This is a genomic window from Methylobacterium sp. AC832 (assembly GCF_979256025.1).
In genome coordinates this window covers 241116-267347 of sequence record NZ_CEEDMV010000002.1, presented here as the reverse complement: position 1 = coordinate 267347, position 26232 = coordinate 241116, and the positions used below count along the sequence as shown (strand labels likewise).

Annotated in this window: 26 protein-coding genes; 11 read left to right on the top strand and 15 right to left on the bottom strand. The window is 66.7% G+C overall.

All coding sequences use genetic code 11. The features are described from left to right. Window position 1: 1 nt before the first annotated feature. The 6 genes from AC0IXR_RS08505 to AC0IXR_RS08480 all read left to right on the top strand — a co-directional run bounded on the left by AC0IXR_RS08505 (window position 2) and on the right by AC0IXR_RS08480 (window position 6966). Window positions 2-955 (top strand): ABC transporter permease, encoded by a 954-nt coding sequence (locus AC0IXR_RS08505; RefSeq protein ID WP_018043405.1) that lies wholly within the window; start codon window positions 2-4, stop codon window positions 953-955. Continuing rightward, complete coding sequence (locus AC0IXR_RS08500) at window positions 955-1884, top strand: ABC transporter permease (protein ID WP_461223252.1); 930 nt, start codon at window positions 955-957, stop codon at window positions 1882-1884. Before AC0IXR_RS08505 ends, AC0IXR_RS08500 begins: the two co-directional genes overlap by 1 nt. Beyond that, window positions 1881-2939 (top strand): ABC transporter ATP-binding protein, encoded by a 1059-nt coding sequence (locus AC0IXR_RS08495; RefSeq protein WP_471760408.1) that lies wholly within the window; start codon window positions 1881-1883, stop codon window positions 2937-2939. The genes AC0IXR_RS08500 and AC0IXR_RS08495 overlap by 4 nt, the downstream gene beginning before the upstream one ends. A 97-nt stretch (window positions 2940-3036) precedes the next feature. Continuing rightward, entirely contained in the window at window positions 3037-4056 is a 1020-nt protein-coding gene (locus tag AC0IXR_RS08490; RefSeq protein ID WP_471760407.1) for an ABC transporter ATP-binding protein, read from the top strand. A 146-nt stretch (window positions 4057-4202) separates the two neighbouring features. Beyond that, complete coding sequence (locus AC0IXR_RS08485; RefSeq protein ID WP_471760404.1) at window positions 4203-5459, top strand: allantoate amidohydrolase; 1257 nt, start codon at window positions 4203-4205, stop codon at window positions 5457-5459. Window positions 5460-5589: 130 nt separating this feature from the next. Beyond that, window positions 5590-6966, top strand: a complete 1377-nt coding sequence (locus tag AC0IXR_RS08480) for a PAS domain-containing protein (protein WP_471760403.1) — start codon at window positions 5590-5592, stop codon at window positions 6964-6966. A 65-nt stretch (window positions 6967-7031) separates the two neighbouring features. Here AC0IXR_RS08480 and AC0IXR_RS08475 read toward each other — a convergent pair whose 3' ends face one another. Both AC0IXR_RS08475 and AC0IXR_RS08470 read right to left on the bottom strand, forming a co-directional pair. Continuing rightward, the gene (locus AC0IXR_RS08475; protein ID WP_471760402.1) at window positions 7032-9116 is read right to left on the bottom strand and encodes a hypothetical protein; all 2085 of its coding nucleotides are present in this window, start codon (window positions 9114-9116) and stop codon (window positions 7032-7034) included. A 337-nt stretch (window positions 9117-9453) separates the two neighbouring features. Continuing rightward, window positions 9454-11022 carry a glycosyltransferase family 61 protein gene (locus AC0IXR_RS08470; RefSeq protein WP_471760401.1) on the bottom strand — a complete coding sequence of 523 codons (1569 nt, stop codon included), beginning with the start codon at window positions 11020-11022 and terminating at the stop codon, window positions 9454-9456. Window positions 11023-11271: 249 nt separating this feature from the next. On the opposite strand from AC0IXR_RS08470, the gene AC0IXR_RS08465 reads away from it, so the two are divergent. Both AC0IXR_RS08465 and AC0IXR_RS08460 read left to right on the top strand, forming a co-directional pair. Next, window positions 11272-11682, top strand: a complete 411-nt coding sequence (locus AC0IXR_RS08465) for an EF-hand domain-containing protein (protein ID WP_419952593.1) — start codon at window positions 11272-11274, stop codon at window positions 11680-11682. A gap of 580 nt (window positions 11683-12262) precedes the next feature. Continuing rightward, entirely contained in the window at window positions 12263-12496 is a 234-nt protein-coding gene (locus AC0IXR_RS08460; protein WP_471760400.1) for a GcrA family cell cycle regulator, read from the top strand. A 122-nt stretch (window positions 12497-12618) separates the two neighbouring features. Here AC0IXR_RS08460 and AC0IXR_RS08455 read toward each other — a convergent pair whose 3' ends face one another. After that, complete coding sequence (locus AC0IXR_RS08455; RefSeq protein WP_471760399.1) at window positions 12619-13254, bottom strand: hypothetical protein; 636 nt, start codon at window positions 13252-13254, stop codon at window positions 12619-12621. Window positions 13255-13671: 417 nt separating this feature from the next. On the opposite strand from AC0IXR_RS08455, the gene AC0IXR_RS08450 reads away from it, so the two are divergent. Next, window positions 13672-14211: a superoxide dismutase family protein gene (locus AC0IXR_RS08450; protein ID WP_056427325.1), complete on the top strand. Its 540-nt coding sequence runs from the start codon at window positions 13672-13674 to the stop codon at window positions 14209-14211. A gap of 113 nt (window positions 14212-14324) precedes the next feature. On the opposite strand, the gene dxs is transcribed toward AC0IXR_RS08450, so the two are convergent. The 6 genes from dxs to ygfZ all read right to left on the bottom strand — a co-directional run bounded on the left by dxs (window position 14325) and on the right by ygfZ (window position 19723). After that, window positions 14325-16310 carry a 1-deoxy-D-xylulose-5-phosphate synthase gene (gene dxs, locus AC0IXR_RS08445; RefSeq protein WP_311275273.1) on the bottom strand — a complete coding sequence of 662 codons (1986 nt, stop codon included), beginning with the start codon at window positions 16308-16310 and terminating at the stop codon, window positions 14325-14327. Between the two features lie 97 nt (window positions 16311-16407). Continuing rightward, the gene (locus tag AC0IXR_RS08440) at window positions 16408-16692 is read right to left on the bottom strand and encodes an exodeoxyribonuclease VII small subunit (RefSeq protein ID WP_419952592.1); all 285 of its coding nucleotides are present in this window, start codon (window positions 16690-16692) and stop codon (window positions 16408-16410) included. 160 nt (window positions 16693-16852) lie between these two features. Continuing rightward, window positions 16853-17365, bottom strand: coding sequence for a tyrosine phosphatase family protein (locus AC0IXR_RS08435; RefSeq protein ID WP_419952591.1), 513 nt, complete (start codon window positions 17363-17365; stop codon window positions 16853-16855). After that, on the bottom strand, window positions 17365-17928 hold the full coding sequence (locus tag AC0IXR_RS08430) for a YfbR-like 5'-deoxynucleotidase (protein ID WP_471760787.1): 564 nt from the start codon (window positions 17926-17928) through the stop codon (window positions 17365-17367). Before AC0IXR_RS08430 ends, AC0IXR_RS08435 begins: the two co-directional genes overlap by 1 nt. Before the next feature lie 26 nt (window positions 17929-17954). Continuing rightward, a complete protein-coding gene (locus tag AC0IXR_RS08425; RefSeq protein ID WP_461227601.1) occupies window positions 17955-18575 on the bottom strand; it encodes a DNA-3-methyladenine glycosylase I in 621 nt (206 codons plus the stop codon). Window positions 18576-18871: 296 nt separating this feature from the next. Continuing rightward, complete coding sequence (gene ygfZ, locus AC0IXR_RS08420) at window positions 18872-19723, bottom strand: CAF17-like 4Fe-4S cluster assembly/insertion protein YgfZ (RefSeq protein ID WP_471760398.1); 852 nt, start codon at window positions 19721-19723, stop codon at window positions 18872-18874. A 151-nt stretch (window positions 19724-19874) separates the two neighbouring features. Between ygfZ and AC0IXR_RS08415 the strand changes: the two genes are divergently transcribed. Continuing rightward, window positions 19875-21209, top strand: a complete 1335-nt coding sequence (locus tag AC0IXR_RS08415; protein ID WP_471760397.1) for a dihydroorotase — start codon at window positions 19875-19877, stop codon at window positions 21207-21209. Between the two features lie 121 nt (window positions 21210-21330). On the opposite strand, the gene AC0IXR_RS08410 is transcribed toward AC0IXR_RS08415, so the two are convergent. From AC0IXR_RS08410 to pdxH, 6 genes are all read right to left on the bottom strand, one after another. Beyond that, the gene (locus AC0IXR_RS08410) at window positions 21331-21585 is read right to left on the bottom strand and encodes a hypothetical protein (protein WP_056424475.1); all 255 of its coding nucleotides are present in this window, start codon (window positions 21583-21585) and stop codon (window positions 21331-21333) included. Between the two features lie 167 nt (window positions 21586-21752). Next, the gene (locus AC0IXR_RS08405; protein ID WP_311275289.1) at window positions 21753-22157 is read right to left on the bottom strand and encodes a TIGR02301 family protein; all 405 of its coding nucleotides are present in this window, start codon (window positions 22155-22157) and stop codon (window positions 21753-21755) included. 143 nt (window positions 22158-22300) lie between these two features. Continuing rightward, on the bottom strand, window positions 22301-22786 hold the full coding sequence (locus AC0IXR_RS08400) for an NUDIX hydrolase (RefSeq protein WP_461227598.1): 486 nt from the start codon (window positions 22784-22786) through the stop codon (window positions 22301-22303). Between the two features lie 13 nt (window positions 22787-22799). After that, window positions 22800-23963 (bottom strand): hypothetical protein, encoded by a 1164-nt coding sequence (locus AC0IXR_RS08395; RefSeq protein ID WP_471760396.1) that lies wholly within the window; start codon window positions 23961-23963, stop codon window positions 22800-22802. Then, window positions 23956-24678, bottom strand: a complete 723-nt coding sequence (locus tag AC0IXR_RS08390; RefSeq protein WP_056423904.1) for an SDR family NAD(P)-dependent oxidoreductase — start codon at window positions 24676-24678, stop codon at window positions 23956-23958. The genes AC0IXR_RS08395 and AC0IXR_RS08390 overlap by 8 nt, the downstream gene beginning before the upstream one ends. A gap of 210 nt (window positions 24679-24888) precedes the next feature. Then, window positions 24889-25554, bottom strand: coding sequence for a pyridoxamine 5'-phosphate oxidase (gene pdxH / locus AC0IXR_RS08385; protein ID WP_461227596.1), 666 nt, complete (start codon window positions 25552-25554; stop codon window positions 24889-24891). Between the two features lie 90 nt (window positions 25555-25644). On the opposite strand from pdxH, the gene AC0IXR_RS08380 reads away from it, so the two are divergent. Further along, on the top strand, window positions 25645-26172 hold the full coding sequence (locus AC0IXR_RS08380) for an RT0821/Lpp0805 family surface protein (protein ID WP_405030601.1): 528 nt from the start codon (window positions 25645-25647) through the stop codon (window positions 26170-26172). Window positions 26173-26232 lie beyond the last annotated feature (60 nt).

Sequence of the window (26232 nt, the reverse complement as noted above, 5' to 3'; positions counted from 1 at the left end):
CATGCTGAGCTTCATCCTCCGCCGCCTCCTCACCGTCACCCCGGTAGCGCTCGGGGTCAGCATCGTCTGCTTCTCGCTGGTACATCTGGCGGACGGCGATCCGCTCAGCTCCATCCTGCCGGTGGACGCCACCCAGGAGACGATCGACGCCATGCGGATCGCCTACGGCTACGACAAGCCGCTGCCGGTCCAGTACGCCTTGTGGCTGTGGAAGGTGCTCCACGGCGATCTAGGCACGTCCATCGCCACCGGCAGGCCGGTCTTGAGCGAGGTCGGTCGCGCGGTCGTCAACAGCCTGATCCTCGCCTCCGTCGCGACCCTGATCGGCTTCACCTTCGGTTGCCTGTTCGGTTTCGTCGCCGGCTATTTCCGCGACTCCGTCCTCGACCGGGCGGCCTCCGCCATCTCGGTCTTCGGTGTGAGCGTGCCGCATTACTGGCTCGGCATGGTCCTGGTCATCGTGTTCTCGGCCCAGCTCGGCTGGCTGCCCTCCACCGGAGCCGGCCCAGACGGATCGGGCAACTGGAAGCCGGACCTCGAGCACCTTCGCTATATCATCCTGCCCGCCATCACGATGTCGGTGATCCCGATGGGCGTCATCGCCCGCACCGTCCGGGCGCTGGTGGGCGACATCCTGTCCCAGGATTTCGTCGGGGCACTCAGGGCAAAGGGCCTCTCCGAGTTCGGCGTGTTCAAGCATGTGGTGAAGAACGCCGCCCCCACCGCTCTCGCCATCATGGGGCTGCAGCTCGGCTACCTGCTCGGCGGCTCGATCCTGATCGAGACGGTGTTCGCCTGGCCCGGCACCGGCTTCCTCCTCAACGCCGCGATCTTCCAGCGCGACCTGCCGCTGCTGCAGGGCGCCATCCTCGTCCTGGCGATGTTCTTCGTCGCCCTCAACCTCATCGTCGACGTCGTGCAGACGGCGCTCGACCCGCGCATCGAGAGGGGCTGATGGCACTCGGGACCAGTCCGGCCGCATCGGCCATCGACATTGCCGGCGGGGCGCCACCGCTCACCTCGACGCCGGATGCCTTCGTCGCCTCGCGCGGCTTCTGGGGCAACGTGCTGGCCAAGCTCCTGCGCGATCCCGTGGCGATGACAGCGGCGTTCGTTATCCTCGCCATCGTCGCCATCGCGTTGCTGTCGCCCTGGATCACGCCCATGGACCCGTATCGCGGCTCGATGGTGCGGCGGCTGAAACCCGTTGGCGACGCCACATACATTCTCGGCTCGGACGAGCTCGGGCGCGACATGCTGAGCCGCCTGATGCTGGGTGGGCGCCTCTCTCTGTTCATCGGCGTCACGCCGGTGATCCTCGCCTTCCTCCTCGGTTCCAGCATCGGCATCCTCGCCGGCTATGTCGGCGGCTGGCTCAATACCGTGCTCATGCGTACCGTCGACGTGTTCTTCGCCTTCCCCTCGGTGCTTCTGGCCATCGCGCTCTCGGGTGCGTTGGGAGCGGGCGTGTTCAATTCCATCGTCTCGCTGACCTGCGTGTTCACACCCCAGATCGCCCGCGTGGCCGAGAGCGTGACGACGCAAATCCGCTCACGCGATTACGTCGATGCCGCCCGCCTGTCCGGCGCCTCGACCCTGACGATCCTGCGCGCGCAGGTGCTCGGCAACGTACTCGGACCGATCTTCGTCTACTCCACCAGCCTCATCAGCGTATCGATGATCCTGGCCTCGGGCCTCTCCTTCCTCGGCCTCGGCGTGAAGCCGCCGGAGCCCGAATGGGGCCTGATGCTCAACACCCTGCGCACGGCGATCTACGTGAACCCAATGGTCGCGGCGCTGCCCGGCCTCGCGATCTTCATCGTCTCGATCTCGTTCAACCTGTTCTCGGACGGCCTGCGTTCGGCAATGGAAGTGAAGTCATGAGCACGCCCATCGCGTCGAGCCCGCTCTCCTCCCGCGACCGGGGCGGCCCGGGCCAGCCGCTCCTCACCGTCGAGGGACTGGTGAAGCATTTCCCGGTGAAGAAGGGGATCGGCGGCAAGAAGGCCGTCGTGCGCGCCGTGGACGGCGTCGATTTCGATATCAAGAAGGGCGAGACCCTGGGGGTCGTCGGCGAATCCGGCTGCGGCAAGTCCAGCACCGCCCGCCTCATCATGGGCCTGACCCAGCACGACAAGGGAGAGATGCTGTTCGATGGCGAGCGCATAGGCAGCCGGGCGCTGCCCCTGCGCGAATTTCGCGCCCAGGCCCAGATGGTGTTCCAGGATAGCTACTCATCGCTCAATCCGCGCATGACCATCGAGGGGTCCATCGCCTTCGGCCCACGGGTCCACGGGGTGCCCAAACGCCAGGCCATCGAGCGGGCGCGTAGCCTGCTCGCCCGCGTCGGCCTGGAGCCGGCGCGTTTCGCCGCCCGCTATCCGCACGAGCTTTCCGGCGGCCAGCGCCAGCGCGTGAACATCGCCCGCGCCCTGGCACTGGAGCCGCGATTGGTGGTCCTCGACGAGGCGGTCTCGGCCCTCGACAAGTCGGTGGAGGCGCAGGTTCTGAACCTGCTGATGGACCTCAAGCAGGAATTCGACCTGACCTACCTGTTCATCAGCCACGACCTCAACGTCGTCCGCTTCATCTGCGACCGGGTGGCGGTGATGTATCTCGGGCAGGTGGTGGAGATCGGCCCGGCCGACACCGTGCTGGCCGATCCCGCCCATCCCTATACCAAGGCGCTCCTGTCCTCGATGCCTTCGATGGATCCGGACAACCGCACCACCATTGCGCCCCTCGCCGGAGACCCGCCCAACCCCATCGACCCGCCGCCGGGCTGCCGCTTCAACCCACGCTGCAGTCTCGCGGAGAATGTCTGCCGTAGCCAGGTTCCGCCCCTCGGCCCGGTCGACCCCGTCCACCGCGTCGCCTGCCTCGCCCGCCAGCCGGGCTCCGGCCATTCGGCGGCGCCCGCCCTGTCGGTGGCCGCATGAGCACGGCTCTTCGCCACCGCCGCCTCTCCCGACCCGGCGCGGGCTCCCTCTCGTGCGAGGCACTTGGATTCACACATGCGCTCGGAGGAGGCTTCCGATGAGCCGCGGACTCACAGAACCCGCCGTCGAAATCCAGGGCCTGAAGGTCACCTTCGGCGGCAAGGTCCGCGCCGTGGATGGGGTCGATCTCACCCTCGGCCGAGGCCAGGCCATCGCCCTCATCGGCGAGTCGGGATCGGGCAAGAGCGTGACCCTGCGCGCGATCATGCGCCTCAACCCCGAGCGCAAGACCGCGATCGAAGGCCGCATCCTCGTCGCCGGCCGCGACGTGATGGCCATGGGCAAGCGCGACCTGACGGCATTGCGCGGCCGCGAAGTCGCGATGATCTTCCAGGAGCCGCTGCTCGCCCTCGATCCGGTCTATACGGTGGGCCGCCAGATCATGGAGGCGATCCGCCAGCACGAGGGAATCGGCGCAGCCGAAGCGCGGGCCCGCGCACTTCAGCAGTTCGAACGGGTGCGAATCCCGAGCCCGGAGCGGCGACTCGACGCCTATCCGCACGAGATGTCGGGGGGTATGCGCCAGCGCGCGATGATTGCCCTCGCGCTCGCCTGCAATCCCAAGGTCCTCCTCGCCGACGAGCCGACGACGGCCCTCGACGCCACGGTGCAGATCCAGATCCTGCTTCTCCTGCGCGACCTGCAGGCGGAACTCGGACTGTCCACTCTCTTCGTCACCCACGATCTCGGTGCCGCCGTCGAGGTCGCCGACCGGATCGCGGTGATGTATGCCGGCCGCATCGTGGAGGAGGGCTCGGCCCGGCAGGTGGTGCTGAACCCGCATCATCCCTACACGATCGGCCTGCTGCGCAGTCGCGCCGACGGAGCGCTCGCCAAGGGCTCGCGGCTCCAGACCATCCCGGGAAGCCCGCCCGACCTCGCCAACCGCCAGCCGGGCTGTCCCTTCGCACCGCGCTGCTTCCTTGCAGAGGAACGCTGCCGCGTGGGCGACCCACCGATGGTCGAGGCCGGACCGGGCCATCGCGCCGCCTGCTGGAAGAGCGACGAGGCGGCGCACGGCTTCCAGGCTCAACAGGCGGAGTTGGCGGACGCGTAGCCCCCCTCCCACGACCTCGCCCTGAAGTGCCGAAGCGGAGCACTGACGTTTTTCGAGGCCCCTTCGCGCGGCACCTTGGACTGAGGTTGAAGGTTGAAGAACCGCCCCCATTCCGCAGCGACTGAACCGAGACAACGGATAGGCATATGAGCACGACCCACAATCTCCGCGTCGACGGCGCGCGCCTGTGGTCCACGATCATGGAGACCGCCCGGTTCGGTGCCACCCCCGCCGGCGGAATCAACCGGCTGACCCTGTCGCAGGAGGATGGCCAGGTCCGGGACTGGTTCCGGGATGCCTGCGAGGCGGCAGGCCTCGAAGTGGGTGTCGACGCGCTGGGTACGCAATTCGCTCTGCGGCGCGGACGCGACATGACGCGCCTGCCCGTCGCCTGCGGCTCGCATCTCGACACGCAGCCCACGGGGGGCAGGTTCGACGGCATCCTCGGCACGCTGGCAGGTTTGGAGGTCATGCGCGCCCTCAACGATGCCGGCATCGAGACCGAGGCGCCCCTGCTCCTGGTCAACTGGACCAACGAGGAGGGCTCGCGTTACGCCCCCGCCATGATGGCGTCCGCCGCCTATGCAGGAGAATTCACGGTGGAGGACATCCATTCCCGTCGCGATGCCGCCGGCATCGAGGTGAGGCAGGCGCTGGAGGCCATCGGCTATCTCGGAGACGAGCCGGTGGGCGAGCGCAGGATCGGCGCTTTCGTGGAACTGCATATCGAGCAGGGTCCGATCCTGGAGGCCGAGGAGACCACCATCGGCGTGGTCGAGGGCGGGCAGGGGATCGCCTGGTTCGACGGCGTGGTGACGGGTTTCGAGAGCCATGCCGGCACGACGCCGATGCTGCGCCGGCGCGACGCCCTCAACGGCTTCGCCGAGATCGCGCTGGCCGTCGAGCGGATCGCCCATGCCCACGGCCCCACGGCGGTGGCGACGATCGGCGAGGCGGCGATCGGCGCGCCATCGCGCAACGTCATCCCCGGCCGCATACGCTTCACCCTCGATGTGCGCGACCCGAAAGCCGAAACCCTCGACGCGGTCGAAAGCGAATTGCGAACGGAACTCGACGTCATCGCCGGTCGGCGCAAACTCACTATCGAACTGACTCGGATCTGGCGCAAGGAGCCGGTGCCGTTCGATGCCGGAGTGGTGGGCGCCGTCGAGGCGGCGACCAAGGGTTTGGGCTTCAGCCATCGCCGCATGGTCTCGGGCGCCGGCCACGATGCCTGCAATATCGCCGCCCTCGCCCCGACGGCCATGATCTTCGTGCCCTGCCGAGACGGCATCAGCCACAACGAGGCGGAATCGGCGACCCAGGGCGATTGCACCGCTGGCGCCGACGTCCTGCTCCAGACCCTTCTCACCCTGGCCAATTCACCGGTTCGGGCTGGCTGAACCGGATTCGTCCGGGTTGATCGGCGAGGTTCGGCCGCGACGCCACACATGTCCGCGGGAACGCACGCTCCGGCCTATCCGGCGTCGAGCCCGGTCGAGCGACCATCTCCCGCAGCCACAGGCATGCAATATGATGCTCCGCGCTGCCGAGGTGCGGGGCGGGGCCGGTTGTGGCCTCGCATACAGCCCCTTCATGGCGCTGCCGGAAGACCGCGGCGAAGTGAGGGAGATGCATGACAGAGACAATCTATGTGAATGCGACGAGTCCCCGCAAAAGCAACTACAGGAAAATCCCTTTATCCCCTCTTCATTGGGTTGTGTTGCGCGCAAAAAACACGCAACGACATATTCTCCAAGCATATCCTGGAACAAATTCATTCCTGTAAGGCGGCATATTGGCCGAGGAGAAAGTAGCATGTCGCCACGGTCGCCGATGGATCCATCCGGACGGTCGGATGGCGCATCGCGCCGTGTCCCGTCTCGCCGCCTGCTGAAGCTCATGGACAACGCCACGGATATCGCTTTCTGGTCGGCCGATCTCGAAGAACTCGGCATCCATGGTTCGATCGGGCTTCACCGGGTTCTCGGCCTGCCCCCCTCTGTCGCCCTGAGCTTCGGCGTCGTCGAGGCCATGATGCATCCCGATGACCGGGCCGCGCATACGGACATGCTGACCGTTCTCCGCAATGGCCGGCCTCTCAAGCGCGAGTTCCGCATCATCCGGCCGGACCAGACACTGCGTTGGATTGCCAGCCATGCGGAGGTTGTGCATGGCCCCGGCAATCGCCCGAGCCAAGCTATCGGCGTCGTCGAGGATGTGACCGAACAGTACGACGCGAAACACTCCGCCGAACAAGGATACGATCGCTTCAAGGCCCTGCTCTCGGCTACCGCCGCCGTGGTCTGGATCGTCAGCCCCGACGGCAAGTCGATCGACATGCCGCTCTGGGAAGAGCTCACCGGACAGCGACACGAGCAGTTCCAGGGGCTTGGCTGGCTCGACGTGCTTCATTCCAACGACAGGGAACGCACGAACTTCGCCTGGCGCACGGCCCTCAGCCACGACACGGCCTATAACACCGACTATCGGATCCTTTGTGTCGACGGGATCTATCGCTGGTTCAACGCCCGTGGCGTGCCGATTATGAACCGAGACGGCTCAGTGAAGGAATGGGTCGGCGTGTGCCTGAGCGTCCCAGGACAGAGCCGATTCCAGGCTGCTTCATCGACAACGGAAGTACGCGGCCCCGCGAGCGATATTGGTCGCGGCGGCGGGGAGATCACGTCCGCACAGGTTCGGGCCGCCCGCGGGATGACCGGCCTGTCGAAGGACGAGCTGGCTCGACGCGCGAGCGTTTCGGTTTCGACCATCGTGCGGATCGAAGATCCCGACGCCACGATCCGCCCGCGACGCGATACGATCCAGGCGGTGCGTCAGGTACTCGAACAGGCCGGCGTCGTCTTCACCTTCGATCCAGGGCACAAACCCGGCGTGCGAGAGGCGTAAGGCTAGACCTCGTCGAGTCTGATCAGTGTATCAGGTTCACCGACATGGCGTCGAGACTGCATTGCTCAGGCACTCGCGTCGCTGGGGGCGGGCTGCCTGAATCGTTGCTTCAGCCGCTCGCCGAGTTCCCCCCTGCGCGCATTCGAGGCGAGACGGATCGCGCGATCAAGCTCGGCAGGGGAGACCTCGTTGATCTGATCTGCCAATGCCATCATGCGCTCGTCATCGGCGAATGCGAGTTCGCAGCGATAGAGCAGCATCAGCCCGCGACTGTGTCGTGGGTCGATATGAAGCGCCCGTGACAGAACCTGAGATGCCTCGCTGGCGGCACCGTAGCGGAACAGCCGCTCACCGGTTTCTACCATAAGGCTGAGATCCCCACCCGCCACATGTGCCACGGCACGCCACGCGGCCAGGATGGATTCCTCGTCCCCTGTCGATTCGAGGGCCTTGGCGGCCAGTCGCCGAACCCTGCCCTGATTGTTCGTCATCAGCACGGAGATGTAGGAGCTGAGCCGATCCTCGTTCTTCTCTTCCTCGGCGAGACGGCCGAGAGTCTTCCAAGGCTCTTGCAACTCCGCATCGGTCTGGCAGGCGCGCAGGATCAGGTCGCCGCCGCGCTCGCGGTCCCCCTTGATGAGGGCTATTTCGCCGAAGAGCCATATGCCTATGGCGCTGTCCGCGTCCCGCCGGAACTCAGCCTCGGCGATCTCGGCCATGGCAGCGACATCCTGTAGTTTCATGGCGCGCCGGATCCGCACCGGAAGCGCTTCCTCGACCTGCGCTTCCAGTAGGGCAGGCGCGCCATTCTCGTCGATCAGCTTCGCCTCGAAACGGCGCGCCCGCTGGGCGAGGCGGATCGCCCGTTCGATCTCTTCCGGGCAGACCGTCATCATGAGAACCACCAGATCGGCCAAACGCTCGTTGTCGGAGAACAGCAGTTCGCTGCGGTAGAGCATCACCAAGATGCGTCCATTGGTCGGATCGGCCGCAAAGGCTGCCTCGAAGATCCGTGCCGCATCCTCCCCCGCTCCCGCGCGGAGCAGGCGGTCTCCGGCCTCGATCTGGATGTTCACATCACCCTGAGCTGCCACCGCGACCTGACGCCATGCTTCGACGGCCGCTTCGTCGGTGCCGGTCTGCTCGATGATTTTAGCGGCTATCCGCTTGATCCGGCCTTTACCGTTGGTCATCAGCACGCTGGCCAGGAGCTTGAGTTGCTCCTCGTCCTGTTCGTCTTCGGCGGTTCGCGCCAACGCCTTCCACGGCTCCTCGAAAGAGGGGTTGGCCTGACAGGCACGTAGGATCAAGTCGATGCCACGTCGACGCTCTCCGCGCGACAGGGCGAGTTCCCCATACAGCCAGATCGCCGTTGTACTGTCCGGATCACCCTCCATCTCGGACGCGGCGATGGAGGCCACCATCGGCCAATCCTCAAGCTTCAGAGCGCGACGGATCCGTGCCAGCAAAGTCTCTGCGGCATCGACGTCGGGCTTGTTGAGGTCGACTAGCCTCATGTATTCGTGGATGGCCCGCTGAGCGTTAGAGTAGAGGACAATCTTGTCGCTCTGCACTACGCCGACGATGTCGCAAAATTCCCGCACCAGCTTGACGTTCGACGAGATGACGATGAAGCCGCTCGCGGCCGAGCGCTGCTTAACAACGTTGGCGAAACGGTCGGTGAACTCGGCCGTCTGCGGAATAATGTCCCCGTCGACGAAATACGTCTCGTAGGGCAGCCCATAAGACAGGGCATACCGGAAGGAGAGGGCGATATCGGCAGGCACCTGCTTGTAGGGCACGTCCATGAAAGCGTCGATATTGGCTACGAACGCGACGAACTTGATAAGGCTCGTCGGCTCGATCCGGTGCATCTTGGCGGCGAATACGCAGTTCCGTCTCAACGTGTGTTGCACCACGATTCCCGCCATACGGCCGACGGGGCTCGAAATCTCCGCCTCGCGCCGGACTTTGCCGATGCTGGGCACCCGCACCCCCATGATGAGGTCGCTGAAAGCACGGCGCTCGATTTTCGAAGCGCAGAGAATCCCGACACGCCGGTTCGTCGGGATGACCCCGGTGAGGCCGCACAGAACCGCGTGCGACCGCGACTGAAGCGACCTGAGCCAGACGTTCTCCAAGATCAGCATGAAACATCTCGTACGGAGAGCGATAGGCACCGTTTCACCGCACGTGTCGCCGGTCGCGCGCTCAATCCCGATCTCCCAACCCGAAATCTAAAACCGCGTCACGCGAGGAGGCAACACCCTGCCTCGATCCAGCATGCGTCGACAGAGACCGAGCCGAATTTCCCTGCCCGACCTTCCTTGGCGAACAAGCCCCAATCCCGGCCCTGACGTCGATCCGGCGTGTTTGTCACGAACGACGGTCCTGCTGCAACGACATGGCAGGAATGAGGGCCCTCGGTCGTCGGCTCATGTCCAACAATCGCGTGATCCGCTCGTTTTCCCATCGCTATCGGCACCGTCATATCACCCGGGAACGGTCGCCGACGGGATGCGCCAGGGCCGAGATACCCGTATCGATCATCCCTCCATCGAGAAAATCGAGAAAGGCCGGCGTATCCACGGTCCAGCTGTCCATGGCGCCGAGATGCGGCTCCAACCAGCCTCGATAGCGGTGTCCCATCACGAGGCTGAGCCGGGCGAAGTTCAGGCGCAGGAAGTAAGTGCCGTCCTGCACCGGCACCATTTCTGTAATCTGCGCTCCCGGTTGCGCGAAGAGGATATGCGCCAAGCCCGCACCATGGGGAGCGACGATCCGCGTCGCCGACGATACGGTGAAAACCTGCTGCCACAGCGGCATGGTTCCGAGGGCGATGCCCGCGTATTCTCGCTTCGCGATCTGCGCCTCGAGTTCGGCCTCGTTCCTCATGACGCGCCGGCCCGAGTCGCGGCGAGAGATGTAGATCGCGTCGCAAGCACTCACCATCTCCCGAGCGGCGATGGCCCTGGCGGCCTGCTTCACCCGTTCGATGACCGGCGCCACCTGGTCCCAATAGGTGAAGCCCTGCATGCCGCTGCGGGCGATCAGCAATCGCTCCACGAAGACCGCTTCCCCCACACCGACCACAGCATGGGAGAGGCCGGCCAATTGCAGCGTCTCCCTCTCGAAGGAAGGGGCCTGTTCGCTGAGGAGGATTGCCGCCTCCGGCGCCCCGTCCTCGAGCATCCAGGAGAAGAGCGGGAGGCGGTCAACCAGCCAATGATAGATGCCGCGTGTGGCTTTGATGGCGAAGAAACCCGTCGTGATACGGGGGGCGTCCTCGCGTGACAGGCGAGGGATGGGAGACCCCTTCGAGACAACGACGCTGCCGTCTTCCGTCCAGATCTGGCCGTTCCGGTCCACGAACACATCCCGGTATTCGATGATTTCGGGCGGCTTCGCCCGGGCGGCCTTTTGTCGGAAACTCTCGATATCGGCCGCGATCCGCACCGCGTGTCGCGGCGGGGTGCGCTCGCTCGACACGATCTCGACGGTGCCCTGAACCTGTCGCCCGGACCCGGAGAACGGAAAACGAATCGCTGTCGACATCGCCATTGCGGCGCTGGCCGTGGCACCGGGAGCAGGGGGGCTGGCCTTCGCCATGGCCGCCTTGATCTCGGACCGCAGGGCCGGATCCTTGGTATGGGGGAGAAACGATTTCGCCTGCTGCGCAAATCGCGGCTCGGCCATCACCGATGCGTCGGCCAGGAAGACCGCCCAGGCGGACGACGCCTCGCCGATCAGCAGGAACCTCTGGCTCACCGCATAGCGGTCTCGCTTCGGCCATTCCGCACGAAGGGACTCCTGCTCGGCCCAACGGAGCGCCTCCACGTCCCGCATCTCGCCAGCGGCGCGAATGAACATGCCCATCATCGCGGGGCTGTTCTTGAGCCGGTTCGCCTTACGCGCCCGCGTCAGGATCGTCGTCCAATCGCCGCGTTCGAAAGCCGCCTCGAAATCCCGGTACTTGAACCCACGTCCTCCGAGGACGGTCCAACGCCAGACGCGTCTCAGCAGATGACGACCGCTTTCCATGACGGGCCGAAACATAGCGATCGATCACATCCTTTGTCGTTGAACTACGGCACCGCCTCTTCAGGTTGAAGAAGGAAAAGACCGGGGTCTCGCGGGAGGGGATCGCCGGACGGACGCTCCCATGTCAATCCAGCTCGTCCAAAGCGACGGATCGGCGATCCACAGCTGGCCTACAAACGAGCCGCTGCCCTGCAACAGGACACCTTCGCATCTGCGAAGGCGTGTGATAGTGCCACTATGCTGATTAACTTAGGAGCTTTACGCATGATTGCACGTTCCAAACTTCCTATTTTCCTTGCCATCGCCGCCCTGGCCGTCCCCGTCGCTCTCGCCACTCCGGCCTCCGCCAAGGGCAACAAGATCATCTCGATGATCGACACCGACAATGACGACACGATCGACCTGAAGGAAGTCCAGGCTGTCGCAAGTGCCAAGTTCGACGCCCTCGAAGGCGATAAGGACGGCACCCTCGACGCCAAGGAACTGAAGGGCCGCGGCGGCAAGAAGGTGATCGCCGAAGCCGATCCGGACAAGGACGGCACCCTCGACAAGAAAGAGTATCTCGCCCTCGTCGAGTCCCGCTTCAAGGCGGCCGATCCGGACAACGACGGCACCCTCGATGCCGCCGAGCTGAAGACCCCGGCCGGCAAGGCCTTGGTGAAGCTGCTCAAGTAAGCACGCGGTTCACCCCCGCGACGAGCCGCTAGCCAAGTCTTACGGCTTCGATAGAACGACCAGACCCTATGCACCGGCTCGAACCGGCGCATGGGGTTTTTGTCTTGCCGTTCCGGAACCGCAGACAGCTTGGGGCATCTGCCGCCGGAACGATCCCGTCAGGCCATCGACCCGGTGCCACGAAGCGACCCGAACGGGTCGAGCACCTATGCTACCGGCGAATCACTCGGCGTCTTCGAGCCTATCGCGGCCGACTCACGTTGCTGGAATTCCCCGAATCGAAAGAGACAGAGTGCTAAAAAGCCCAACCCTCGTCCGCTGAACGCGCAGAAATGCACGAATTCCTGTGCGCTGCAGCACCTTGGTGCACAGAGACTTGTTTAAGGGCGAAAGATCCCTAGATACAACGACATCATGACAGCGTCGTATCGTGACTTTCCAGAAGTCACGGGGCGGATCGGAAGGAACTGGAGCACGAATCGTGTTCCGGAACCGAAGAAACGTTCGCGCGGCGGATTTCAATCCGGTCCCATCGGGCGTGCGCCCGCCAGAGACGCAGAACCCTGCGAGTACGTTTTACATGAATCAGCTCGTTCGCCTGTCACAGATCGGCGATTCAGACGCCATTGCCGAGCCATCGGCTGAACTGCGTGTCCCCTTCGCGCAGTCGGGTGCCTTTGTGTGTAAGTTCATCATCGGCGAGCCTAACGATCGCGCGGTGTGCTGTGGAGCGCCTGCGCCGGATGGAAAAAGCTGGTGTGCCTTCCACCGTCGCATCGTGTTCGAGCCGGCCCGCCCCGGGCGGCTTCGCTAACGCGCCACTCATTCCGCGTAGATCTCAGGCCTCGCTGGCATTCCCGGCGGGGCTTTTTGCGTGAGCGTCACCGGACGCGCCCATACGCAGCGAAAATCTCAGCGACATAGTCCGGTCAGGGATCAATCCTCGGGATCGTCCTGATCCTCTGGCTCGCGGAGGGTCTCCAGGGGCCGTCCGCGAAGAGTACGAAGATCGCTACCACGGACGACGAGATATCCCGCTTCCCGTGCCTGGCGCAGACGGGCCGCCCGGTAATCCGTCACTCCGTCCTCCCTGCGGTGATAGGCAGGAGCCTCATCCGGGACATAGCCGTAGCGATAGGCTGGCGCCTCCTCCCGTGACGGCTGAAAGGCCCGGACGGTCCAGGCGCGGTCTCCTGTGGATCGGTGGGTGGGAGCCCGGACGGCCGTGCGTCGGATCGGCTGGCGGTCGGCGGGAGCGATGCGGCGCGCGACCTTGGGTGCGGATGCCTTCCTGCTCACTTGCCGATGAGCCCCCGCGTCGCGACGGCTGCCGGCAAGCTGTCTCGCGCGAGTCGGCGCGTTCCCCTTACGAACCTCCTGCGGCTTACCCTCCTCGCGGGCGGCGACAGGCGAGGGAGTGGTCTTACGATCGGGCGGGTCGGTCCATGCTCGCCCGGCGGGAGGGGGCGACGCATCCTGAGCGAGAGCGGGATCGACCGGGGACATGGCCCAGATCGCCAACAGGCCGAGCGCTGCAACGATCGTCGAAACCCGATGAATCCGCACTGGCATCGACGTTCTCCAGGCTGGTGCCGAGAGATCGGACGCATATCGGCGATCCACCTCTGCACGCGCCGCCCGGCAATCGGAGGCGGACAGCGGCGAGAGCTTAACGAAAGCTTACGATGGCGTCCACGATGCTATGTTAACCGACCGCCGATGGGGACATCGACCTATGCAGGGCAGCGCAGCGGCGTCACTGCTCGCTACCTGTCGCGTGGCCTTGGTCGGCCCTACGCTGTGCAAACGGAGCATGGCCGCCCGCACCATGCCCGCCGCGACCGGTTGCCGTCCGGGGTCTGCCGACACACATGGCTAACGACTCGAAAGCGAAGGCGTCGCCGCTCCAGCGATCGTCCTCGGCTACGGTCGGCCGGGATTTTCCCTGTATCGCTCCACAATCACCCCGGCGTGGAGAGGAGAAACGCCATGAGACGATTCCTGTCGGTCCTCGCCCTGCTGGGCAGCGTCGCGCCAGTCCTCGCACAGGCCCCGGCCCCCGCGACGCAGAATGCCGCGCCGCAGACCTATGAGAGCAAGGTCGTCAACGGGAAGGGTGAACCGATCGGTACGGCCACGATCCGCGACGGAGCGAGCGCGCTGGTGCTACGCTTGGCGATCCAGCCCGGTGGGCTGCCTCCCGGCTGGCACGGCATCCACTTCCACGCCGTGGCGGATTGCTCGGACATGGAGAAATTCGAGAAGTCGAAGGCCCATGTGAACCACGACCAGAGCAAGCACGGCCTGCTCAATCCGGAAGGACCGGATGAGGGTGACCTGCCGAACGTCTATGCCAATGCCGATGGCTCGGTGAATGCCGAGGTCTCGAGCGAGACGCCACTCACGGGCGAAGGCGGCCTCAAGGATGCCGACGGCTCGGCATTGATCATCCACGCCAATGAGGACGACCATACGAGCCAGCCCATCGGTGGCGCCGGCGCCCGCATCGCCTGTTCGGTGATCAAGTAACCCGCCATCGCATCCCCGGCCCGATGCCGGGAGGGGATGCGAGCGCAGAGGGCGACATCACGATCGCCGCGACCGCGGGGCCGTGATGTCCGCCCTGGTTCAGTAACGGTCGGTCAGCGTTGGGCCTTGCCGATGCTGACGAGCTTGGCGCCGGCCCGTGCCTTCTGCTCGGGCAGGGTAGCCTGAACGGTGCGGACGATGCTGTCGGCGTCGAGGCCGGCCTCGGCGTACATGGTGTCGGGGCTGTTGTGGTCCTGGTAGGTGTCCGGCAGCGTCAGCGTCCGCACCCGCACCCGGCCCGCATCGAGCGCGCCCTTCTCCGACAGGAGATGCAGCACCATAGCCCCGAACCCGCCGACCGAGCCCTCTTCCAGCGTGATCAGAACCTCGTGGCTCGCCGCCAGATCCAGGATCATGGCCTCGTCGAGCGGCTTGGCGAAGCGCGCATCCGCCACCGTCACGGCGATCCCCGCCGTCTCGAGCAGGTCGGCCGCCTTCAAGGCTTCGCCCAGACGGGTGCCCAGGCTCAACAGCGCCACCCGTGCGCCCTCGGGACGCCGCACGATCCGGCCCTTGCCGATCGGCAGCGGCACGCCGCGCTCGGGCAGGTCGACACCGACCCCCTCGCCGCGCGGATAGCGCAGCGCGATCGGGCCGCTGTCATGGGCATGCTGGGTCGCCACCATGTGGACCAGCTCGGCCTCATCGGAGGCCGCCATCACCGTCATGTTCGGCAGGCAGCACAGATAGGCGAGATCGAACGCGCCTGCATGGGTCGCCCCGTCCGCACCCACCAGACCCGCCCGGTCGAGGCAGAACCGCACGGGCAGGTTCTGCAAAGCCACATCGTGCACGACCTGATCGTAGGCCCGCTGCAGGAAGGTCGAGTAGATCGCCACGAACGGCTTGTAGCCCTCCGTCGCCAGACCGCCCGCGAACGTCACCGCATGCTGCTCGGCGATGCCCACATCGAAGGTCCGGTCCGGATGCGCCTTGCCGAACAGGTCGATCCCGGTGCCGCCCGGCATCGCCGCGGTGATCGCCACCACCTTGTCGTCGGCATCCGCCGCCTTGATCAGGCTCTCGCCGAAGACCCGCGTATAGGCCGGCGCGTTCGGCTTGGCCTTGGCCTGCACGCCCGACAGGACGTCGAACTTCACCACCCCGTGGTAGCGGTCGGCCGACGCCTCGGCCGGGGCGTAGCCCTTGCCCTTCTGGGTCACGACATGGAGCAGGATCGGGCCCTGGTCCGAATCGCGCACGTTCTTCAGGATCGGCAGGAGATGGTCGAGGTTGTGCCCGTCGACCGGGCCGACATAGTGGAAGCCCATCTCCTCGAACATCGTGCCGCCGCCCACCACCAGGGAGCGGGCGTATTCCTCCGCCGCCGCGGCGCGCTGGTAGATCGCCTTCGGCAGCAGCTTGCCGAGCTGCTTGGCCGTCTCGCGCAGGCCGCGATAGGTCCCGCCCGAGGCCAGGCGCGCGAAATAGGCCGACATCGCCCCCACCGGCGGGGCGATCGACATGTCGTTGTCGTTCAGGATCACGATCAGCCGCGAATGCAGCGCGCCGGCATTGTTCATCGCCTCGTAGGCCATGCCCGCCGACATCGAACCGTCGCCGATCACCGCCACCATGTTGCGGCGCTTCGGAGCGGGCTGGCCCTTGGCCTTGGCCGTCGACTCGTCGAGATCGCGGCCCACCGCCATGCCGAGCGCCGCCGAGATCGAGGTCGAGGAATGCGCCGCCCCGAACGGGTCGTAGACACTCTCCGACCGCTTGGTGAAGCCCGACAGCCCGCCCGGCTGGCGCAGCGTCCGGATCCGGTCCCGCCGCCCCGTCAGGATCTTGTGCGGGTAGGCCTGGTGCCCGACATCCCACACGATCCGGTCGTCGGGCGTGTCGAACACGTGATGCAGCGCCACCGTCAGCTCGACCACGCCGAGCCCCGACCCGAGGTGACCGCCCGTCACCGACACCGCGTCGATCATCTCCAGACGCACAGCGTCCGCCACCGCTTGAAGCTGGCTCTCGGGAAGCGCGCGAAGAGCAGACGTCTCGTCAAGCCCGTCGAGGATCGAGGTTTCTATCCGTGACACCGAAGCAACCTCACGCCCGGAGGGAAGACATGCGCGCAAACTCTTGCGGCAGATGAATATTTTCGAAAGAGCCACAGATCATCACGACCTCCTGGGCTCAGCCGACATCGAGGGGAGCGACCCCCGCCGCGCGCCCATCGGGCCCCAGCGTGATCGTCTGGATCCGCGCCTCGGCCTTCCGCAGCAGGCCTTCGCAATGCCGCTTCAGGGCCTCGCCGCGCTCGTAGATCGTAACCGACTCGTCCAGGGGCACATCGCCCTTCTCGAGCCGACGTACGATCTCCTCGAGCTGTTCGAGCGCCTTCTCGAACGGCAGATCGAGCCCCTCACCGGACGCATTCGAATCGGTTGTCGCCGCCACGGCGGATCGCGCTGCGGTCATCCCAAGCTACCCCTCATTGTGCCGGTCTAAGCCTGCGCCCGCCCGCCCGACAAGCCCAAGGGGGCGTCAGCTGCTCTATCGGCGTGCAGTTCGTCAAGGGTGGCGTCGTTTCGGCCACACTCGATTCGGCACAATTCTAAGCTGGGCCGAGGCCTGTTCTTCACCCCAACGTGAGAACGAACGGGGTTCCCTCGAACGCATCCGCGCCCCGCCCGATCCCAGCGATGGCGGCCGACATCCGTCCCTCGCGCGCCAGTAGCCGGTCGGCGATGTCCACGAACAGGGCGTTGGGCGTCGCCGACGGCGATGCGGCGCGCAGAGCAAGGGCGATCTCGGCCTCGTCCCGTTCCGGGGACAGAGCGCAGGCGGCGATATAGGCCGCTGCCGTGGAGCGGCTGATCCCGGCATAGCAGTGGATCAGCAGCGGACGCTCCCGATCCCATGAAGCGGCGAAATCGAGGATTCGACGCACATGAACCTCGCCCGGAAGGACATGCCCGTCGAGGGGGGCGACGATATCGCTGACTTCGACCACGCAGTGGCGCCCGTCGGCGATGCTGTCGGGCCGGTCGATCGCGGTGCCGACCTTCATCAGCGTCATCAGATGGTTCGCCCCGATGCGTTCGAGGGTCTGGGGCAGTTGTGACAGGGGGCAGACGTGAATGTCCGGCATCAGAAACCGTGGCTAAGAGACTGAAAACGATCGAGGAACCGGGATTGAGCCTCGGCGATGGGCCACGGCTCGATCAAGGCCAGCGCCTCAGGCCCCGTTTCGTCGGGGTGGCCGAAGATGGTACCGGCTTCCTCCTCGGAAAAGCCGGCAAGGCGTGTGGCCTCGAGATAGGCCGCGACCGCATCGGCACGCTTGACGAGGCGACCCTCTTCCTCCGTGGGCTCCGCCAAGCCGAAGCGCCGGCGGATCGCCGCCATCAGGCGCAACTCCACGCTCTTGTAGGACGGGCCGATCGCCGCCTTGAACGGCGAGATGATGTCACCGATCACGTATTCCGGGGCGTCGTGCAGCAGGAATTCGAGACGCTGCATCCGGCTCCGGCCGGGCGCCAGATCCGCCCCGAGAGCCTCGACCAGCAAGGCGTGCTGGGCCACGGAAAACGCGTGCGATCCGGCGGTCTGGCCGTTCCAGCGGGCGACGCGGGCGAGACCGTGGGCGATGTCGGCGATCTCGATATCCTGCGGCGAGGGGTCGAGGAGATCGAGGCGCCGGCCCGATAACATCCGCTGCCAGGCGCGAGGGGCGGTGCTCACCGATCCACCCCCATGGCGGCGCAGGGAGCCTGTCGATGGCAGCCCACCAGATGGTCGTTCACCATGCCTACGGCCTGCATGAAGGCATGAACGATGGTGGGGCCGCAGAAGCTGAACCCTTCTTTCTTGAGGGCGCGGGAGATGGCACGCGAGACCTCTGTCTCGGTGGCGATGCCGGCCCTGTCCGTCGCCCGGCCCTGGATCGGCCTGCCCTCGACGAAGTCCCACAGGAAGCGCGAGAAGCCGGGGCCGCGCTCCTCGATGGCGAGAAAGGCGCGGGCGCCCGCGATGGTCCCGACGATCTTAGCGCGGTTCCGGATGATCCCGGTATCCTGCATCAGCCGCTCGACATCGGCCTGCGTGAACCGTGCGATGGCCTCCGGCTCGAACCCGGCGAAGGCCCGGCGGAAGCCCTCGCGCCGCCGCAGGATGGTGATCCAGGACAGGCCGGCCTGGAACCCGTCGAGGATCAGTTTCTCGTACAAGGCCCGGCCGTCACGCTCGGGCACGCCCCATTCGGTGTCGTGATAGGCGACGTAGACCGGGTCGAGCCCGGCCCACCAGCAGCGCGGGCAGCCGTCGGGATGATGGATCAGGCCTGTGGAATCGTCTGACATGGGATAGAGCGTAATCGGAACGGATCAAGAACGCCAGGAGGCCCGGTCCTCGTCAGAAGCGATCAGGTGCGCATCCCCTCCCGCACGCGGGGAGAGGGCCGCGACGACCCCGTCGTCGGCGCGGCGAGGCGGCAGCCGACGGTGAGGGGGCTCGGCCCAAGGAGCCTCTTCCGAAATCGCCCCCTCACCGTCGCTCCGGCTTCGCCTCCACTCACCGAAGGCACGACGGGGTGCCTTCGGTCCTCTCCCCGCAAGCGGGGAGAGGTGCGCTCACCGGGTGTCATTGTCGCCCCCGATCACCCGGCCGGCGTCACCTCCGGGAAGGCGAAGGTGGCGAAGGAGGGTTTCTCGACACCGAGGATCGTCGCGCCGGCGCGCACCGGCTCGCCTGCGGCGACCGCATCGGCGAGGCGGTCGAGACGGAGCATGGCGAGGCCGCGCGCTCCCGACACGCTCCCGACCGTGCCGAGCCCCCGCGGTCCGGCGGTCACTTCCGCGCCGGAGGTCACGGCCTCCCCGTCGCGGGAGATCACCGGAACGATGCGGGTGCGGGCCGTGCCGCGATGCTGCATGCGCGACACAACTTCCTGGCCGACATAGCAACCCTTCCTGAAATCGACACCGCCGAGTTGGTCCATCAGCGCCTCGTGCGGGAAGGCATCGCCATAGGTGAAGTCGCGTCCGCCCTCGGGAATGCCGAGGGCGATGCGGTGGGCGTGGTAATCCGCCTCCGTGGCATCGGCCGAGAACGCACCCTCGGCAAAGACGAGGCGCTCGCCCAACGCCGCGAGGCGTCCGTCGCGCAGGCGCTCGGTCTCGGAGGTTGTCTCCGCTCCATCCCAGGCGGCGGCGAGCCCCAGGGTCGGATCGACGGCGATCGTCACCTTGGCGCGCAGGCGGTAAAGCGTGAGGCGCTTGGCCAGGGCCGGGGCCTGATCGGCCGGGCAATCCAGGCGGAAGTCGTCGCCGGAGCGCCAGATCAGGAAATCGAACAGGATCTTGCCCTGCGGGGTCAGCAGCCCGCCGAGCCGCGCCTCACCCGGTTCGAGGGTCTCAATATTGCAGGTCACCACGCCCTGGAGGAAGCTCATAGCATCCTCGCCCGCGATGGCGATGACGGCGCGGTCCGGCAGCAGGGCAATCGGCATGACAACTCCTCGACATTCTCCCGCGAAGTCCTCGGCGCGCCAACGTGAAGCTGCGCCGCGAGCCCATCCGCGAGGTACGGCGTTGCACGCCGCGCGAGGCTGACATAAGCCGCCGCCACCCGTGTCTCAACGCCGTTCAGGAGCGACCCCGATGGACCAGCCCTTCGATCTCCTCCTCACAGGCGGCACGATCGTCAATCACGACGGCGAGCACGCTGCCGATCTCGGCATCAGGAACGGGCGCGTTGCCGCCATCGGCGACCTGTCCCGGGCCGAGGGCGAGCGCCAGGATTGCACCGGCCTGCACCTGCTGCCGGGTGTCATCGACACCCAGGTCCATTTCCGCGAACCCGGCCTCGACCATAAGGAAGATCTCGAATCGGGCTCCCGCGCGGCGGTGATGGGCGGCGTGACCGCCGTGTTCGAGATGCCCAATACCAGCCCGCTGACCACCAGCGCCGAGACCCTCGCCGACAAGGTGGCGCGCGGGCACCACCGCATGCATTGCGACTTCGCCTTCTGGGTCGGCGGCACCCACGAGAACGCCCATGAGGTCGCCACCCTCGAGCGCCTGCCGGGTGCTGCGGGGATCAAGGTGTTCGTCGGCTCCTCCACGGGAGCGCTCCTGGTCGAGGACGATGCCGGCGTGACGGAGATCCTGAAGCGCACCCGGCGCCGGGCCGCCTTCCATGCCGAGGACGAACCTATGCTGCGCGAGCGCAAGGGCATGCGGGTGCCGGGCGATCCGTCCTCGCACCCGGTCTGGCGCTCGCCCGAGGCCGCGCTGAAGGCGACGCAGCGCCTCGTGCGGATCGCGCAGGAGACGGGTGCCCGCATCCACATCCTGCACATCTCCACGGCGGAGGAGATGGTGTTTCTCGCCGACCATAAGGACGTGGCCAGCGTCGAGGTGACGCCGCACCACCTCACCCTCGACGGGACCGAGGCCTATGCCCGCCTCGGCACCCTGGTGCAGATGAACCCGCCGGTGCGCGACGCCGCGCATCGCGACGGGATCTGGCACGGGCTGACGCAGGGCGTCGCCGACATCCTCGGCTCGGACCACGCGCCGCACCTGCTGGAGGAGAAGGCCAAGCCCTATCCGGATTCTCCTTCCGGCATGACCGGCGTCCAGACGCTGGTCCCGATCATGCTTGACCATGTCGCCAACGGACGGCTGTCCCTCGCCCGCTTCGTCGACATGACCAGCGCCGGTCCGAAGCGCCTGTTCGGCATCAGCCGCAAGGGCCGGCTCTCGGCGGGCTACGATGCCGACGTGACGGTGGTGGACCTCAAGCGCCGCGAGACCATCCGCAACCCATGGATCGCGTCCAAATGCGGCTGGACCCCTTATGACGGCGTCACCGTCACCGGCTGGCCGGTGGGCACGATCGTGCGGGGAAAGCGGGTGATGTGGCAGGGCGAGCTCGTCGGGCCTTCGAGCGGCGAAGCAGTGGTGTTCGACGAGGCCCTGCCGACGAGGTGAGGCCCACGCTCCAAGGCCGACCCGGCCCATAAACGCATCGAGCCGCCCGGACATGCCCGAGCGGCTCGTTTTTGATCATAGGCTCATCGTCAATGGGCCAGGTGCGGCCCCGTAGCGTGTCTCAATGCTGCGGAGCGGTGGTGAAGGCGCCGCCGCGGATGCGCTCGGGAAAACCCTCGGCATAGCGCGCCGTGGCATCCTCGCCATAGGTCATCACCAATTCCTGGAACGCGGCGAACAGGGCCGCCTGCGCCATGCAATCACCGTCGAGACCGTCGAGACAGCCTTCCGCGAACGCTTCCGAGACGTAGCCGAGGGCTACGCGCTTGTCGTCGAGATCGGCCTCGAAGGGCGCGGGGGCGGTGTCGATCTGCATGGCGATAACATCGGTTGCGCCGAAGAATGGCTCGGCGGATGACCGAAACATAGGCTGAGCTTCGCGCGTCGGGAAGCCAAGAATTGCGAAGCGGTTAACGCCGGCGGTCGAATACGACGAATTTCCTTCAGCCTTGCGCGCTGTATCCCAAGCGCAACATCTCCGCCTCATCCTCCGAAACGGCTGGCCAGGGCGTGCGAAAGCCGTTCCCCTTCAGCGACATAGCGGGACGCAGCCTCGGTCGCCGAAGGCGTGCAGGCCCGGTAGGTGAGGGAGTAACCGCGATACCCTCGGTTATACGCCCCGGCGAGACGGTCCCGCCGGCCGGGCGTCACTCCCTCGGCCTCCATTAACGCCTTCATCCGTGTCGGCCATTCGGCGGCGTCCGGTGCCGCGCACAGGCTGCGCAGGAAGGAGAGGGAGCCGATGATCTCGGAGAGCCGCATCAGGTCCCGGTCGTAGGGAGCGGGCGGCGGCTCGGCGGGGGCAGGGGGCTCCTTGTCCTTCTCGGGGGCCTTCTGCGCGGGTCGCCCTGGGTTGGCGCGCTGCTGAGCCGAAGCGAGATCGGGCATGCCAACCGCGAGGGCGGCGAACAGCAGCACAGGCGACAGGCATCGCCTCACCCACGACACAGCCACGCCCCGTCCTCCGTCGCCCCGAACCTCGTCCGTCAGGCTTACACCGTTTCCCGGCCAAGACGAGGCGCGCGTCGGCCTCATCGTGATTCCGCTTGGCCGCCGAAGCCTGCGACCTGCGCAAAGGCCTCGTCCACCGTGTCCCGCAATCCCGGCGTGGTGGCGAGATCCGCGAGCTCCTCGGGAAGAGCCCAGCGCACGCCGAGAGCTTCGGGACCGGGAGCCGGCTCGCCGCTTGCCCAGAGGGCGGCATGGGGATGGACGACGTAATGATGGCGCACGCGTCCGTCCTCGCCCTTCAGGATGATTTCCGTGGGGGTCAGGGAGCGAACGACCACAGCCGAGACGCCGACCTCCTCGTTCAGTTCGCGCAGGGCGGCCTGCGCCAGAGTCTCACCGGGCTCCACCAGCCCGCCGGGAAGCGTCCAGACTCCGCGAAGGGGCTCGTTGGCCCTGGCGGCCAGCAAGACCCGTCCGTCGCGGATGACGGCGATGGACGCGCCGACAAAGGGACGTGTCGGGAAAAGTCGCCCCTCTGAGCCGTCCTCGCTCGCTGTATCGCTCATGAGGCTCGCCGATTCACGGTTGCGGAGAGATGAGCGCGACCCGGCCGTCGGCGAGGCCGACGAGCAGGCGCGTGCGGGTGCCTTGGCCGATGGCGGCGACGCCAAAGGCGGCAAGGCCAGGCAGGGGAACGCGCTTGACCTCGCGGATGCCGTCCTTCAACGACAGGATCGCCAGGCCGCTCCGATCCGCCACCGGCACAGCGAGTTCCGGGACGCCATCCCCATCGGCATCGACAAGGGCCGACAGATCGGCCCCGCCCTCGCCTGGGGACAGGGTGGTGTAGCCTGGTGCCTCTCCGATCAGGCGAAGGGCTCCACCCTCATAGGCCCAAAGCTGGAGGATACCGGCCCCGTCCGGAGCCGCCACGGCGACGATACGGGGCTGTCCGGCTTTCGAGACGTCGCCGATCGCCGCGAGGGTCAGCGCCTGCCCGCCCGCTCCTGCCTCCTGGACGGGACTTCGGGCAAGGACGGTCCAGGCCTTGTCGGCTTCCGCCGGGGGCTTGCTTACTGCTGCTGCGGTCTTGCCCACAATGGCCAAAGCCGATCCGCCGCTTTGTGCGGTCACCGCGACAACGACCGGCCGACCATCGACGAGTGCGGCAATCGGTCGACGCAGGGCGAAGGCCGCCCCGGCCCCGGCGGCGACGGCGGTGGTCACGATGGGCACGGGCTTCGGGTCGGCGCTCATTCCCACCGGCTGGCGCTCGCGGATGGTGAGCGTGGCCGCGCGTTCGGGCTCGCTGGCATTGGGACGGACGGAATCGGACAGGTAGGCACTGACCGCACCGAGGGTCGCGCGCCGGGTGCCGGGAATGGCGCCGCGCGGCGTCTCGGAAGCGATGAGGCCGTCGATGGCCTCGACACCGAGCAGGGTTGTGGCGACCTTGCCGTCGGCGAGGGTCAGCGCCGCACCGCCCTCGTCGCCCCACAGAACGGCCAGCGGCACATCTTCCACCACCTCGCCCTTCAATCCCTTGGGACGGGCAAGGGGAAGGAGGCCGGAGGTCGCCACCGCAAGGGACACCTCGCTGCCGGGGCCGCGCATGGCACGCGCCCTGAACGGCAGGTCGAGGATCGTCACCACCGGGTCGGCTCGGACCGGCTGCGGGCTCAGGGACGAAGCGACGAGAAGGGAAACCGCGAGGAGCGCCGAGCGCGCACCTCGTTCAGACATGCTGGCCGCCGTTGATGTGCAACTCGGCGCCGTTCACGTAGGACGAGGCCTCCGTGCAGAGGAAGTAGATCGCCTTGGCCACCTCGTCGGGCGTGCCGAGGCGCCGCTGCGGGATGCCGGCCACGATCTTGTCGGTGCCGGGCGACAGGATCGCCGTGTCGATCTCGCCGGGCGAGATCGCGTTCACCCGCACACCGAGGGGCCCGAAATCGCTGGCCATCTCACGGGTCAGGCCGGCGAGCGCCGCCTTCGACGTGCCGTAGGCCGCACCGGCGAACGGATGGACGCGGGAGCCCGCGATCGAGGTGACGTTGACGATGGAACCCTTGGCGCGGGTGAGTTCCTGGCAGAGGCCGCGCGCCAGGAGCAGAGGGGCGAAGACGTTGACCTGGAAGACCTTGCGCCAGTCGCCGAATTCCGTGGCGATGGCGCCGAGGCGCTCGCCATTGGCGCCCTTGGGCGAGATGCCGGCATTGTTGACCAGGGCATGGAGCAGGCCGCCCTCATCCGCCAAGCGTCCGGCCACTTCGGCGACGCCGCGCATCGTATCTTCCGGGTCGGAGAGATCGACCTGGAGGTGATCCTCCGGCCCCATCTCCCACGGACAATTCTCCGGGAAGGCGTGACGCGAACAGGTGATCACCCGCCATCCGGCCGCGGAAAAGCGCTTGACCGTGGCGTGGCCGATTCCGCGGCTTGCGCCCGTCAGCAGCATGACGCGGCGGCGTTCATTGCTCGATATGGCCAAAGCCGTTCCTCAGGATTCGGAGGCGGTGGACAGCCGAGATCATCCCGCCGTGCCATGCCAAGGTCTAAGCCGCGGCGGCCGGGAAATCCAGGGTCGATCCCGCGTCGCAGCAAGACTGGAATCGCTCCAGAAAACTCTTGCCGCGAGGGAGCTTGTCTGGCGGCGGAACTCCAGCCCTCAGGGATAGAGCCTCGCCCCATTCCAGCCGCTGCCGTCCCTGGTGAAGCGGACGCGGTCATGGAGGCGGTAGGGGCCGTCCTGCCAGAACTCGATCGAGACCGGGGCGATGCGGAACCCGGTCCAGTTCTCCGGACGCGGGACCGGCTGGTCCTCGTAGCGGGCCGACAGGGCGGCAACCTCCGCTTCCAGAGTAGCACGGTCCGTGAGGGGGCGTGACTGGCGGCTGGCATGGGCGCCAAGTCGGCTCTCGCGGCGGCGGCTCGCGAAATAGGCATCCGCCTCTTCGAGCGACACATGGCTCACCGGGCCCCGCGCGCGCACTTGGCGGCGCAGACTCTTCCAATGCAGGACCAGGGCGGCCTGCGGGTTCTGCGCCAGCTCCTCGCCCTTGGCCGAGTCGACATTGGTATAGAAGACGAAGCCGCGCTCATCGACGCCCTTCAGCAGCACCATCCGTACGTCCGGCAGCCCGTCGGAGCCGGCCGTGGCGAGGGCCATGGCGTTCGGATCCTCGGGCTCCGCGCGTTCGGCCTCGCCCATCCAAGTGGCGAACAATGCCCAGGGGTCTGTGGACAGTGTGAAGTCTCCAGCGGCCCCGAGGGGGGACGAGGCGGGTGAGACAATGCCGGACGGGGCCGGCTCATCGATCCTTAACCGATCCAAGGCGTAATCCTGTGAGTGAGATCCGGGTCGGGGGCACCGACGTGGGACACGATTTGTCGTCGTTCAAGTCACGTCGTGAGAACAGGTGTAATGCGTCGGAGCGAGAGTAAAGCCCTACCCGCCGTCACCCGTGACGGCGCCGCACCCTGCTTCGCCCGCGTCCGATGCACCGCCATGCTGATGTCGGGGGGCGTGGCGGTGGCCTTGTCACTCGCCGGCTGCGGCATTCCGATCCTCACTTTCCAAAGTGAGAGCAAGGCGGAACCGGAAGTGACTGTCCCGGAGCCCCTGGTCACGGGAAGCATCGACAAGCGCCCGAAGAGCTTCGGCAACGAGATGAGCGACGAGGATTGGCGCCGGGCCCATGCGGCTCTGGCGGTGGCCCTCGATCCACAGGGCAACGGCCGTCCGGTCAAATGGGACAACCCGGATTCGTCCCTGCGCGGATCGATCAGCCCAACGGGACTTCCCTATGTGGCCAACGAGCTGATCTGCCGCGACTTCCTCGCCTCGGTCATCGCCCCTGTCCGCAGCCGCTTCGTTCGCGGCACCGGGTGCAAGCCTTCAGGGGGAGAGTGGGAATTGACCCGCGTCCGCATGGCGAAAGCGAAAGGGTAGGGGCAAGATCGTCCGCCGCCAGGGATCGTCCGGCGGACCCATGGGTTGACGCCTGGATCG